At 62.7% G+C, this 12,590-nt stretch carries 17 protein-coding genes; 9 read left to right on the top strand and 8 right to left on the bottom strand.

The window, feature by feature from the left end:
- Positions 1-64: 64 nt before the first annotated feature.
- The 6 genes from JHD73_RS12175 to JHD73_RS12150 all read right to left on the bottom strand — a co-directional run bounded on the left by JHD73_RS12175 (position 65) and on the right by JHD73_RS12150 (position 2,743).
- Positions 65-349, bottom strand: coding sequence for a hypothetical protein (locus JHD73_RS12175; RefSeq protein WP_199030534.1), 285 nt, complete (start codon positions 347-349; stop codon positions 65-67).
- A 165-nt stretch (positions 350-514) separates the two neighbouring features.
- Positions 515-832 (bottom strand): hypothetical protein, encoded by a 318-nt coding sequence (locus JHD73_RS12170; RefSeq protein ID WP_199030533.1) that lies wholly within the window; start codon positions 830-832, stop codon positions 515-517.
- Between the two features lie 127 nt (positions 833-959).
- Entirely contained in the window at positions 960-1,097 is a 138-nt protein-coding gene (locus tag JHD73_RS12165; protein WP_199030532.1) for a hypothetical protein, read from the bottom strand.
- 166 nt (positions 1,098-1,263) lie between these two features.
- Positions 1,264-1,638 carry a hypothetical protein gene (locus JHD73_RS12160; protein ID WP_199030565.1) on the bottom strand — a complete coding sequence of 125 codons (375 nt, stop codon included), beginning with the start codon at positions 1,636-1,638 and terminating at the stop codon, positions 1,264-1,266.
- A gap of 185 nt (positions 1,639-1,823) precedes the next feature.
- Positions 1,824-2,150: a hypothetical protein gene (locus JHD73_RS12155; RefSeq protein ID WP_199030531.1), complete on the bottom strand. Its 327-nt coding sequence runs from the start codon at positions 2,148-2,150 to the stop codon at positions 1,824-1,826.
- 389 nt (positions 2,151-2,539) lie between these two features.
- A complete protein-coding gene (locus tag JHD73_RS12150) occupies positions 2,540-2,743 on the bottom strand; it encodes a cold-shock protein (protein ID WP_199030530.1) in 204 nt (67 codons plus the stop codon).
- A gap of 44 nt (positions 2,744-2,787) precedes the next feature.
- Here JHD73_RS12150 and JHD73_RS12145 point away from each other — a divergent pair, with 44 nt between their 5' ends.
- From JHD73_RS12145 to JHD73_RS12135, 4 genes are all read left to right on the top strand, one after another.
- Positions 2,788-3,030: a hypothetical protein gene (locus JHD73_RS12145; RefSeq protein WP_199030529.1), complete on the top strand. Its 243-nt coding sequence runs from the start codon at positions 2,788-2,790 to the stop codon at positions 3,028-3,030.
- A gap of 713 nt (positions 3,031-3,743) precedes the next feature.
- Positions 3,744-3,998, top strand: a complete 255-nt coding sequence (locus JHD73_RS12140; protein WP_199030528.1) for a translation initiation factor 1 — start codon at positions 3,744-3,746, stop codon at positions 3,996-3,998.
- A 68-nt stretch (positions 3,999-4,066) separates the two neighbouring features.
- Entirely contained in the window at positions 4,067-4,279 is a 213-nt protein-coding gene (locus JHD73_RS29100; protein ID WP_233176916.1) for a hypothetical protein, read from the top strand.
- A gap of 96 nt (positions 4,280-4,375) precedes the next feature.
- Positions 4,376-5,254, top strand: coding sequence for a lysophospholipid acyltransferase family protein (locus tag JHD73_RS12135; protein ID WP_199030527.1), 879 nt, complete (start codon positions 4,376-4,378; stop codon positions 5,252-5,254).
- Between the two features lie 550 nt (positions 5,255-5,804).
- On the opposite strand, the gene JHD73_RS12130 is transcribed toward JHD73_RS12135, so the two are convergent.
- Positions 5,805-7,184: a GGDEF domain-containing protein gene (locus tag JHD73_RS12130; RefSeq protein WP_199030526.1), complete on the bottom strand. Its 1,380-nt coding sequence runs from the start codon at positions 7,182-7,184 to the stop codon at positions 5,805-5,807.
- A 295-nt stretch (positions 7,185-7,479) separates the two neighbouring features.
- Between JHD73_RS12130 and JHD73_RS12125 the strand changes: the two genes are divergently transcribed.
- Positions 7,480-8,079 carry an undecaprenyl-diphosphatase gene (locus JHD73_RS12125; protein WP_199030525.1) on the top strand — a complete coding sequence of 200 codons (600 nt, stop codon included), beginning with the start codon at positions 7,480-7,482 and terminating at the stop codon, positions 8,077-8,079.
- A gap of 8 nt (positions 8,080-8,087) precedes the next feature.
- Here JHD73_RS12125 and JHD73_RS12120 read toward each other — a convergent pair whose 3' ends face one another.
- On the bottom strand, positions 8,088-9,542 hold the full coding sequence (locus tag JHD73_RS12120) for an MFS transporter (protein WP_199030524.1): 1,455 nt from the start codon (positions 9,540-9,542) through the stop codon (positions 8,088-8,090).
- Positions 9,543-9,664: 122 nt separating this feature from the next.
- Between JHD73_RS12120 and JHD73_RS12115 the strand changes: the two genes are divergently transcribed.
- From JHD73_RS12115 to JHD73_RS12100, 4 genes are all read left to right on the top strand, one after another.
- Positions 9,665-10,273, top strand: a complete 609-nt coding sequence (locus tag JHD73_RS12115) for a TetR/AcrR family transcriptional regulator (RefSeq protein ID WP_199030523.1) — start codon at positions 9,665-9,667, stop codon at positions 10,271-10,273.
- Between the two features lie 161 nt (positions 10,274-10,434).
- Positions 10,435-11,016 carry a hypothetical protein gene (locus JHD73_RS12110; protein WP_199030522.1) on the top strand — a complete coding sequence of 194 codons (582 nt, stop codon included), beginning with the start codon at positions 10,435-10,437 and terminating at the stop codon, positions 11,014-11,016.
- The gene (locus JHD73_RS12105; protein WP_199030521.1) at positions 11,013-11,957 is read left to right on the top strand and encodes a S1C family serine protease; all 945 of its coding nucleotides are present in this window, start codon (positions 11,013-11,015) and stop codon (positions 11,955-11,957) included. The genes JHD73_RS12110 and JHD73_RS12105 overlap by 4 nt, the downstream gene beginning before the upstream one ends.
- 222 nt (positions 11,958-12,179) lie before the next feature.
- Positions 12,180-12,590, top strand: a 411-nt coding sequence (locus tag JHD73_RS12100) for a response regulator transcription factor (RefSeq protein ID WP_199030520.1), incomplete at its 3' end; no start/stop codon positions are given.

Genomic DNA, 12,590 nt, shown 5'->3' with positions numbered 1-12,590 from the left:
TGGTTGTCGGCGAAGGCAGGTAATGGGCGACGCAGCACCGGCACTGGCCGCAGGTCTGGTGCAGCTACTCGGCAATCATGGATTGGCCTGGCACAAATCCATCGATGATGTCTTCGGCCATCTTTGCAGCTGCACGTTTGGCCGTTCCGATGCTCTCCCATTGGATCGCCTGCAGCGGGAAGATGCGAGAGTGTTCTGTACTCGGCGGCTCGCCTGCCAGGCAGATCAACACGGAGGCGCTGTAAGTCCGATCCGGACGCCGCTCATGCCATTCACGAGGCGGGTCAAACAGGTAGATCAGGGGATAAACATCGAACCCCTTGTAGCGACAAGTTGGATAGGCATCCACAGCAATCTCCACTGAAAGAGGTAGCCCACTGTACGCTCTTTCCGCGCACGCCATCGAACTATCCGTCGCCCGGTGGTAAGCCATCGGGCTTTGCGCGACAACGCGGATGCCCCCTTGCTGTCACAAAGCTATCGCGCTTGGCCTGAGTCTCGCCGATGCGCGCACCTAGTGCGCATCTTTTTTCATGTTCTCGGTTTCCATGGCGGCGATCCATTCCTCGTACGCCTCAATGGGCTCCATGGCCTCGTCCACGAGCGTGGCTGCGCGCTCTGCAGCGGCCGATGCCTCCTGCGTGGCGGCGCTCCGGCCGTCGTCCTCGGTACTGGGTGGCAGAAGCATATCTTTGAGCATCGCCCGCAACTCCGGGGTATTCCATGGTTTGCCCAGCCGGCGCTGCACGTTCAAGTAATGACGGACTTCCGCCTCTTGCTCGGTTGTTAGCGGAAGCCCCCGGAATGTCTGATGTGTGTCGCGGTGGATCATGGTGCGCCTCCCGAGTCGGTCTGCGCTTTTGACGTTCAATGCAGATGGTTAACGTCGCGATAAAAAGCGTCACGCTTGATGCATCGGCCCGCATCGACCTTGCATGGCAGGTCTGCGGCCAACGCGACTACGTCTTCTTCTTGGTGGCAACCTCGCTGGCGACCCGCGATTGAACTGTGCTGAACGGAGTCGCCGGCACCGCTGGTTTCTTCGGTTGCTTAGGCTTTTTCACTTCGCGGTTGCCGCGCAATTGACTCTTGGCCATGGTGGTACTCCTGTTGCATTGCTTGCCAGATGGCAGCCCCAGCATACGCGCTTCACCCTCGGCAAAGGGGAATATCTTCCGCAGGGTGTGATGCGATTGGCAATGCTTGCCGAAGGCGCCTCATGCCTACTGGGCGCCCGCGGCAATCATTGGGCTGACAATCGCGTCAGCCCAGTGATTGCGGGCGCAGCGGCCCTTGCGAGCGCCTCGAGCCCGCGATCCTGAGCTCACCCTCCCAGGGCTGTGCGCACATGTCGAGAATATGGTCACCCTCGACAGTCTTAGCGTAGAGGCTGTCCCGGATCACCTGTCCGATCGCCAATCGACAAAAGCTTTCAACGCTGCGCGTAGCTGCGAATGGCATATCCGACGCGCTTGCCAACACCCTGAAAGATCGCCTTCCTTCACCTACGAAACTGGTGAATTGCACACAGTTCGGGTGCCCATTCTCGATAAAGCCAACGGTGATGGAATACGCCATGCCTTTGGCTGCTCCAGGCAGTGTGCAAAGAAAGCTCGTCTTGTCCGACGTATGAGTCATTTTGTTTCCGGACTGGTCATGCACACAACACTCCTCTCCAACGCAAGATCAACAGGTCGAAACCTTTGTACGTAGCTGACGGGCTTGCATTCATGCATGGCTCCAACTGGTCGTGGGCACGGCCGATGCCCGGCAAGGCGCCGACAGTGACTGTGAATGGCGATTCCGTTGAGTGGCCCGGGCGGCTAGGAATCCCCCCCAAGACGATCGACGGTAAGCGTGAGCGCCCGACTTCCGAGGTCTGTCTGGGCATGCACGCCCAGGCGTGCCCGTAGAACGCGGTCAAGCATGCGTTGCAGCTGACAAAGGTCTTGGCGGTCCGCGTGCAGCAACTGATTCATGACATCGTGCGTGAATGCGATCGTGAGCGTTCTCACACGCCAGATGCGGCTGTCGAGTTCAGGTACCTGCCAGTTTGCTGCCAGCACGCTCGGGCTGGCGTTCCAGGTCCGTACATCCTGCCCGGTAATTTCATCGAGCACCGGCTTGGTAAACGCGACAAGATCGAGCATCACGGGTCTCCATGACCGACATCGCGAGTCAGAGCATCAACGGGCAAGCGTCCGTGTGCGGAACAGGCGAGGATGACAGCGTGCAAGGCTTGATCCAGCGGAGGAGGCGGCACCGAGCGCTGTGATTGCAAGTGCGGATAACAATGCTTTCGTATCAACGAATGCAAGATCCGGCGCGCTATTGTTGGTGCCCCACTGTACTCCCATAACTGCACGACGACGTCACTATCTTCCGAAGCACTGCAATTGAGCAGGTGCGGTCCGGGCGTGTCGTTCAAGACAGCCACCCACGGTACCCACAGCGTGCGCTGCATGTCGGGTACGTGGCCATATGCGGATACGAAAAAAAACCCCGCGTGGCGGGGTTTTTTATTGGCTGGCGAGAGCGATCAGATCAGTGCAATCTTGGTCGCAACCGGGCCTTTCTGGCCGACGCCTGATACAAAACTGACCTTCTGCCCTTCTTGAAGCGACTTGAACCCATTTCCCTGAACTTCAGAGAAATGCGCAAACAGATCGTTGCCGCCCGCGTCAGGAGTAATGAAGCCGAAGCCCTTGGAGTCGTTGAACCACTTTACGATACCGGTTTCCATGTTGGATTCCTTAAACATTCTGGATGAGCTCGTGCTCACCAGGCATGACGATCAAGGAAGCACAAAGAGAAAAAGGTGTCGCTCGACGTGACAACCCAAAACATCGGAGTAACTGCTTGAAAAGCCTGCGCTGCCACTTCTACCGGTATCGCAAGGTTTTGTCAATGAAAAAGACAATCAACCTCGAAATAGCGCATGAATGTGGTTGCGACCGCGCTTGGTCGCTCGCCCCCATGTTGCGCATGCAACGCAGCCTTTGCACATCAGGGAGCGAGCGCACCGTTTGAGGCAGACGCACCAGGCTCGCACGAAGCAGTGGTTGCGGGAAACTGTTACCATGTGCCACCTTTGCCCGTTTCTCGAATCGATCGGGCCGGGGGCCGGGCAAAACAAGACGACACAGCCCCGGCTACCCGTCGGGCGTACACCCGAATCGTCCTGGGCCACGTAGCCCACCACCTACCAGACCGGCGGCTTATCCGCTCCGTATCCGGCACGCATGTACTAGGCGTGCCAGCGTACGCAAGTACGGTCACCTCGCCGCCAATGCTTGCGCCATGCACCTATACGCATGGCACAACGGCGTTGGCCTTACCCATCGTGGCGTACGTCATCAGCAAGAAGTGGTTTGCCTTGTCTCACCACGCTTGCCATCAGCTTTCGCCCGAAACCTAGCAGTCGATTGAACCAAGTCCAAGTCCCATCCCCCTACACGGTGTCCGTGTACCCGATTGAGCAAGAACCAGGCGTCTGGTTTGCCACCTATCTCATCAATGAGTACAGCGATGGCGTCGAGCGCATCCTCGCCAACGTCTCGATGCGCCACAACGTACATCGCACAGAAGCACTCGCAAGACATGCGGCCCGGCTTGCAGGAAGAGCAGCCATCGCACGTCTAGCCCCCCGTGACAAGAACTGAATCGCACAAGCCGCCTCTGGCGGCTTTTCCGCTTGCTGCACCGGCAGGCGCCACCCCAGAATCAACGAGAAGGAAATCACGATGTCTGTTAGTGATGAATGGGAAGAGCTGCATCTCACGCCCGAGGGCTGGAAAGATGGCAGCTACCGGCACGAGCCTGGCGATGCCGTCATCGTCGCGCCACCGGCCAATGATGTACTGACGGTGCGCAGACATGTGGCTGCCGTGTATGGCGGCCCGTCACGCGTGACAGAAGACAGAACACCGCGCATCGATGACATGAGCCAGATCGAGCAATTGCTGTTGAAGTATGGCGCTCCTGTCTTTGGCGTCTAGACCGAAGACGAAGCGGACGAATGCCCGCGCGCTACATCGGTTCCACGTTATTTGAGAGAGGAGTTGGCATGACACTCTGCCACGCTTGCCTTGCAATTGAAGTCCACCGACTTGGTGCATCGGGCCATGCCTTCCTACGAATCACCGATACCCAGCGCATCAAAGCTTCCAAGACAGCGGCCGTCACGGTGAGCACATTCATATGCCGCACGTGCGGCGCGAGCTGGACCTATCGCGAAGGGAAAAACGTGCCCAACCCAGGATGGTCGCTTGACCAGTAGGCGTCTTCATTGGTTCGCTAGCCTCTGCCGTTTCAGCTGACGCCTTGCGTAACGCTTAGCGGCGCGTCAGGCAACTCACTCCCGGAGTGCAACACCATGCATCGCCCTTCCCAGCTTGCTCAGCGCGCGCTGCCGACGCTCTTGAGGCTGTTCTCCTCACTGCCACTGCCTGTAATCCATGGCATCGGACGCGCGTTCGGTCGGATCGTCTATGCCATACCGGGTGGATATCGCCGCCATGTCCAGCGCAATGCTGCGCAGGCTGGATTTAAAGAGCCCCGCTTTGCACGGCAGGCAGCGGCAGAAACCGGCGCAATGATGAGCGAACTGGCACGTGTCTGGTTTCAGAGCGAAGCGTGCATGACCCAGGTGATTTGTGAGGACTGGGACGTCATCGAGCAAGCCTTGGCCGAGCGCAACGGGCTCATCATGCTCACCCCCCATCTTGGCTGCTTTGAACTGGCTGCTCGCTATGCGGCGCAACGCATTCCGTTGACGATCATGTTTCGCCCGCATCGCAAAGCCATGCTGCGCGGCCTGCTGGATGCCGTACGCGCAACGTCGAACTTGAAGACGGTGCCAGCAACAGCGCAAGGTGTGCGATCGTTTGTACGCGCGTTGCGACAGGGGGACGCGGTTGGCCTTCTTCCTGATCAAGCCCCGAAGGGCGACGGTGTGTGGGTCCCATTCTTTGGCCGCTTGGCGTACACCATGACGTTGCCAGGCAAGCTCGCTCAGCAGACGAACGCGGCCCTGATCGTGGCCGCCGGCGAGCGGCTGCCCGGTGGGCGTGGCTGGCGGATGCACGTGAAGCGCCTGACGGGGCCGCTTCCCCAGAGCGCCGAAGCCCAGGCTGCGTGGATCAATGCCGAAATGGAAGAGATGGTCAGGCGCTTTCCTCAACAGTACCTATGGGGCTACAACCGATACAAGGTGCCCGCTGGTGCGCCAGCTGCTCCTACGGGCACCGCATAAGCGGATTGCATTCTTTGCCTCACCAACTGCGCCGATCGTGTCTGCGCTCCAGTCGAAAGAGGCAAGCCTCGTGTAGTTGGCAGCGACTCGAAGCATCGCAACGCATCTTCAATACACCGCAGGTTCGCAGCTGAGCCGTGCTGCAATGTGGATAACTCCCACCTCCCGCTGTGGAAAACTCAAGGGAAAAGCGTGTTGGCTCTCCGGGGTTAGGTTGTCCACAGCACAGGAATAACTTCTGCGCGGTTGCACAGGGTGCGACGCGATCCACCGAACTCATCCACGCAACGGCACATGCTGTCCGAACGGTTGTGCATTTCGCAAGGCATTGATGCAAAAGCAGTTTTTGCACCTATCCACAGAACTTATCCACCGTTATCTACTACTACTATCTTTATATAAAGAAAGAAGTAAACAGAGACAGAAAGCAGGCGTGTGAGTGTGCGCCTTGATTGCAGGCGACCAACGCAAGGACGTTTGACCTGCAATGCGCGATCGAGGAAATCGAACAGGCAGCGTTCTGTGTCTTCGGTGGCCTGCCGTTTCAGGGTCACATCACCGCGGTGGCCATGGCCTGTGCGCTGATGACGAGATTGCGTCCCGCCGCCTTGGCTTGGTACAGCGCCGCATCGGCCGTCTCGATCAGCGTATCGGTGGAGAAGGCTGTGCTGCCGGGCGTGGCGGTGGCACAGCCGGCGCTGACCGTGACATAGCGTGAAGGCGCAGCAGCGTCGATGCGCAGGCGCATCACCGCTTCACGCGCGCGCTCGGCCAATGCCTGTGCGTCGGTCGGACCGGTGTCGGGCAACACGATGACGAACTCTTCGCCGCCGTAGCGCGCGATGAAATCGCCGGGGCGGCGCACGACGCCCGAGAGCGCGGCCGCCACGGCCGCCAGGCAGGCATCGCCTTTAAGGTGGCCGAACGCGTCGTTGTAGCGCTTGAAGTGGTCCACATCCACCATGATGAGCGACAGCGGTTGCCCGTTGCGTTTGGCAGTGCCCATACGCACGCCGATCTGTTCGCTGAAGTAGCTGCGGTTGTACAGACCGGTGAGCGCGTCATGCATGGAGGCCTGCCGCAACGACACGTGCGCCTCGAACAGCCGCCGATACAGCGCCGTCACTTCCCACACCAGCACGCACACCAGCACCCCAGGGGCGAGCATGCTGAACAGGCGCGCCACGTACCAGCCCACGGTAAAGCGGTCGGAGCTCAGCAGGTTCAGGCTCGTATCGGTAAAGCACGCGAGCGCGGCAATCGCCAGCCATACGTCCAGCACGGCGCGCAGGCGGCCGCTCGCGAGCACCGCCAGCACGGCAATCGCGTTGATCGCCCACAGGACCACCGCGACGGGGTTGCTGGCAATCGCCCCTCCTGTGGATGACGCCAACGGCGGCGGCAGATTCGCCATCAGGGCGACGCCGCACAGCAGCGCGCCAACGACCACCGGCCCGCCGATCAACAGCCATGCCCACAAGGCCACGTACCGGGTAGAGACCGCATCGCGCGAGAACCGGTCACGCGTGAGCACCGCCAGGATCACGAACAGTGGAAAGCCGCCGTGCCAGAACACCCACATCCATACCGCACTGGTCGGGCGGGCGCCGAACAGGCCGGTGGGCGAGAACACGCCCGGAAACATCAGCAACTGCAGGGCCACGGCCAGCGCGGTGAAGGCATAGGCGCCGCCCAGCGCGCCCAGCATCGGCTGGCGCGTGACGGTGAACTGGGCCCCCAACAGGAAGGCGGCGATACAGGCGGTGGTAAAGACCGTCAATGCGCACATCGGCATGAACGGGTTGATGGCGGGCCATGGCAGGCCGGCCCGGGGCGCGGCCACGGCTAGCGTCAGCAGGATCAGCAAGGCAATCACGCCGGCAAAGGCTGACTGCCGGCGCGTGGCCCGCCGGATCAGGAAACTTTCCATCCAACCCCCCGGTTTGGTCATCGGTGTCCGCTCGGTCCGTTGCCCGCTGTGTGCTCCAGCGGTGCCGGGGTGGCGATCGGCGATGGGTGCGTGCTGCCTGGGAGTCTCCATCATAGGCACGGGCCGGCGGGGCGAAAAGCCTAGGCAGCGATTTGGGTAGCCCTGTGATTTGCCTAAGTCTGTCGCCGTAGCCTTACCGGCAGGCAGGCTCCAAGGGAATTGAAGGGAACGCCCCGTACTGTGCGCGGGACAAACCGGAGCTGTCGAATCAACCCGGCCTGCAGGCCGATGCGGTATGGAATCACTCAATCACACCCTGTTTCTCTGGCTTAACGCCCCAACCGACCCAGCCCCCACGACGTTCTGGCTGGCGATGTCTTTTGCGGAGTACCTGATCTGGCTGGCGCCGCTGACGCTTGTAGCCTGCTGGCTGTGGGGCGAGCCGACGTCGCGCCGCCGTGCGCTGCAGACCGCGTTGGCGACCGCTCTGGCACTGCTCATCAGCGCGGGATTCAGCCTGGTCTGGTATCACCCGCGGCCGTTTGAGATCGGTCTGGGGACCAATCTGCTGCCGCATGTGGCGGATTCCTCGTTTCCGAGCGACCACTTGACGGTGTGGTGGACGGTCGCGTTCAGCCTGATGTGGGACGCGCGTCTGCGTCGCGTGGGCGTCTGGTTGGCGCTGCTGGGCCTGCCGATGGCCTGGGCGCGCATCTACCTGGGGGTGCACTATCCGTTCGACATGCTGGGCGCCGCCGGTGTGGCCACGCTGAGCGCTTGGCTAGGCAGCGGCCGCGTGGCGCATACGCTGTCAGAGCCGCTGCACCGCCTCGGGCTGGCGGTGCATGGCGTGGTGCTGGCGCCATGCGTGCGGCGCGGTTGGGTGCGCAAGTAAGGCTGCTGCTACGCATGGCGGCGCCACGCGCGCCAGAACAGCACAAAGGCGAGCGCCGTGGCCCCCACGTTGTACAGCGTCGCTCGGGCGAATGCATGGCCGTAGCGTGCAATGTGCTCGGCAGAGCTGCCGCCTTCCACATGACCAAGCAGCGAGAACAGCAGCACCCCCACCACGGTCACGCCCACGGCATTGCCGACGGCCTGCATGGTCGTCACCGCGCCCGCGCCCATGCCGGCCTGCGAGGCCTGCACGCTGCTGAGGATCGTGTTGAGCGACAGCGGCAGCACCATGCCCTGCCCAAAGCCGTTGAGCACCAGCGCCACGATCAGCAACGGCAGCGGGCCACCCACCTGCGCCACCGTGGCCGACAGCGTGAGCCCCACCGTAAAGATCGCCACGCCCAGCAGCAGTGCGCGCTGTCCGATGCGCTCGGTCAGGCGTGGCCCGGATAGCGAGCCCGTGAAGAACGCAATGGCCGCAGGTGTGAAGACCATTCCGGCCACCAGGGCGCTCATGCCGTGCCCGAACTGCAGCAGCATCGTCAGCGCCAGGAAGTACGAACTGATGGCCGTATAGATGAGGAAGATCGCCAGCACGCCCATCACAAAGCTGCGGTTGGCAAACAGCGCGATCTCGATGATGGGCACACGGCCCGCGGCCGACAGCGTCTGCTCATACCGCACGAAATGCCGGAACACCAGCAACGAGGCCAGCGGCACCGCCCATGACCACCACGGCCAGCCAAACTCGCGGCCCTGCATGATGGGCACCAGCAGCATGCCCAGCGCCACCGCGCCGGCCAGCGCGCCGTGCACATCCAGCCGCGCTGGCACCGGGGCACGTGATTCCGTAACAAACACCCGCGCTGTCAGCAGCGCTGCAATGCCGATCGGCACATTGACCAGAAACACCATGCGCCAGCCGCCAATGTCTGCCGCCAGCGGATGCCCGATCAGCCAGCCGCCGGCAAGCTGTGACAGCGATGCGGCTGCGCCCTGTACCGCGCCCATCACCCCGAACGCGCGTCGACGCTCATCCCCATCAAACAACACGCGCGCGGTGGCCATCACCTGTGGCATCAGGATGGCGGCGCCCAGGCCCTGCGCCACGCGCATCGCAATCAGCATCCACGCGCTCGTTGCCAGCCCGCACAGGGCCGATGCCAGCGTGAACACCGCCATGCCCGCCAGGAACATGCGCTTGCGCCCGAACAGATCGCCCAGGCGCGCACCGTTGAGCAGGAACACCGCATAGGCGGCGCTGTAACCGACCATGACGAGCTGGATTTCGGCAAAGCTGGCGTGCAGCCCGGTGCGGATGTCCGGAATCGCCACGTTGACGATGAACAGGTCGAGTATGGTGACAAAGTTGCCGGTCAGCAGCGCAGCCAGCGCGGGCCAGCGTCGCGCTGGCGAGGTGGACGCGGCAGCCAGGCTGCCCGCGAGGGATTCCGTTGACATGGGGTGATCTCAGTTATTAATATACGGTCGTACGTATACTAGAGAGCGGTTTCCCCGCGTCAAGGTCTGATTGCGTTGACCTTACTCACAGATCGGGCTTCGAGAACACAGAGGGCATCACCATGAACGAGACCGACGGCCGGCGCGTGCGCGGCGAGCGTGCGCGCGCCCAAGTGCTGGAACACGCCACCGCCATCGCCTCCACCGACGGGCTGGAGGGCCTGACCATTGGCCGCGTCGCCACCGATGCGGGCGTGGGCAAGGGCAACATCCAGGTGCTGTTTGGCGACAAGGAGACGCTGCAGCTCGCCACGCTCGACGCCGGCGTCGTGCACTACCTGAGCGCGGTGGTGCAGCCGGCGCTGGCGCTGCAGAGCCCGCTCGCCCGCCTGCGTGCGTTGACCGAAGGCTGGTTCGACTACGTTGCGGGTGGGCAGTCGCCCGGTGGTTGCTTTGTCTGCGCGGCCAGCTACGAATACCGCGCCCGACCCGGCATCATCCAGGATCGCGTGCGTGGCCACCGCGAGGCGGTGCGTGCCCGTTTTCGCGAGGTGATCATCGCCGGTCAGGCAGCGGGTGAACTGCGCGCCGATCTTGACGTCGAGCAGCTCGTCTTCGAGATCGAATCCTTCCGTTCCAACGCCAATGTTGCCTTCCTGATGGGGGACATGGCGGTATTCGAGCGGGCGCGGCACAGCACGCAGGCGCGCATCGACGCGGCTCTCGCGTAGGTCCGGCACCAGGGGCGACGCGCGGATGCGACGTCCGTGCGGCGCGCCGTTCCCGTGTCTCCACCTTTGGTTACACTTGCGCGATGCATGGCGTTGCGGGCTTCCAAGCCCGCATCAGCCAATCACATCGAACAATCCAATTGAAGAGTGCCGGGGGGCGCATGACGATCCGAACGATCGCGGCGGTAGCAGGGGGCGCGCTGTGGCTGGCCGGTTGCGCAATGCCCTATAACGAGCCGCCAGCCGGCGCCAAGACCGCCACGGTGGATTTCATCCGGCCACTGTCCAGCACCAACGCCACGATCCTTACCTTTGATGAGGCCAAGTCCTGCGGCGGCCCGCGCACCGCACTCAAGCCCAATGATGCGACCCGGCCGATCCGCGTGCTGGCTGGCGTGCCGACCACGCTGGGCGCCAGTTTCTTCCGCACGGCCGGCACGATGACCTACCGCTGCGGCGTCACGGCAACGTTCGTGCCGCAGCCGGGCAAGCAGTACAAGATGACGGCCAGCTACCCGGCCAACGCCCACGTCTGCCGCGCCGGCGTGGCGGAGTCGGACGACGGCAAATCGTGGCACGCCCTCAATGTCCGCTACCGCGCGTACCACATCAACCCGGCCTGGGGCACCGGAAGTTGCCCCGACCTGACGGATGCCGATGTCGCCTTCCTGCGCGACAAGACCCGCTCCGAAGATGGCTCCACCACACTGAGCGACCTTTCCGATCTGCTGACCCCACAATGAGCCGTAGCACCCTGATTCTTCGCGCGTGCCTCGCCGCTGCTGCGGCATTGAGCGCCGTGCCTGCCGCTGCGCTGGAGCCGGCCGATGTCTTCGCCAAGGTCGCCCCCAGCATCTGGGAGGTGCTTGTGGCCGACGCCACTGGCCGGCCGACCGCACTGGGCAGTGCGGTGGTGATCGGCGACGGGCTGGCCATTACCAACTGCCACGTGCTGCGCGGCGGCAAGCAGGTGAGCGTCAAGCGCGGCAACGCCACCTTTGGTGCGCGTCTGCTGTATCCCGATGTGGAGCGCGACCTGTGCCAACTACGCATCGCCGATTTCCACTACCCGGCCGTCACCATCGCCCCCAGCAGCACGCTGGTGACCGGGCAGAAGGTCTATGCGATCGGCAACCCGCTGGGGTTTGATCTCACCATCAGCGAAGGGCTGATTTCTTCATTGCGGCACGACGAAAGCGGACAACTCCGGGCCATCCAGACGTCCGCCGCCATTTCGCAGGGGTCGAGCGGCGGCGGGCTGTTCGACAGCAATGCGCGGCTGGTGGGCATCACCTCGCGCATGGTGTCGGCCGCGTACGGGCAAAATCTGAACTTTGCGGCCCCGGCCGATTGGATCAACGACGTGCCGGCGCGGGCGCAGAAGGCGCTGGCCGAGCGGGCGGCTGCGCTGTCCACCGCCAAGGCGGCAGCGGCGCCCCCGTCGGGCACCACACCGGCTACTGCAACCCCACGCAAGTCCGGCGAACTTGGCCCGAAAGCGCAGGCCGGCTTTGCTGAATATTTGCGCAAGCCCTGGCCGAAGGTGTTCGTGGCGGCCGATGGCGATGAGTTCATCTACCAATGGGGCCAGAACGCGGAGTTCCGCGCGGTGTCGTGGTGCAAGGAGCGCTATCAGAACTGCTCCATCTATGCCCGCGACGATACGGTCGTCGAGGGAAAGTGACGCCAGGCCGTGTTTTCTGGTGTCCACGGCGGTTATCACAGACAATAAGACATTAAATTTGTGATCGTTTGTGTCGTCTGGAGCTAGGGTAGCCTCGGATTGAGTCAATCGAAGGCCCGACCCGCGATGGCTCAAATTTGTGTCGCAACGTTGAGTGCTGCGGCGCAGTAAAGTCAGCCCCCGCGCAACCATCCCAAACAAGCTGAATAGGAATCTGCCAACATGAACTGGACCGCGACCCGACCGATCCGCGTGGTCGTGCTCGATGACCATGCGGTCGTCCGTCACGGCCTGGCCGCGCGCCTGAAGCAGGAGGCCGACATCGAGGTCAGCGGCATGTTCGCGTCGGGCCGGGAGGTCGTGCAGGCGCTCAAGGACAACGCCGTCGAGGTGGACATCCTGCTGATGGATTATTCGCTCGGGCCTGCCGAGATCGATGGGCTGAACCTGATCCGCCTGATTCGCGTGCGCTACCCGGATCTGAGGATCCTGGTGGCTTCCGCACATCACAACAAAGCGACGGTCGGGCTGGTGATGCACGCCGGTGCACGCGGTTTTGTGGGCAAGGAAGAAGAACTGTCGGAACTGGTGCGGGCCATCCGCACCGTGGCGGCGGGTGGCAAGCGCCTGAAT

This window comes from Ralstonia sp. ASV6 (assembly GCF_016429285.1).
GTDB lineage: Bacteria > Pseudomonadota > Gammaproteobacteria > Burkholderiales > Burkholderiaceae > Ralstonia > Ralstonia flaminis.
The sequence above is the reverse complement of the archived record's forward strand: the minus strand, read 5'-3'. Positions and strand labels throughout refer to the sequence as shown.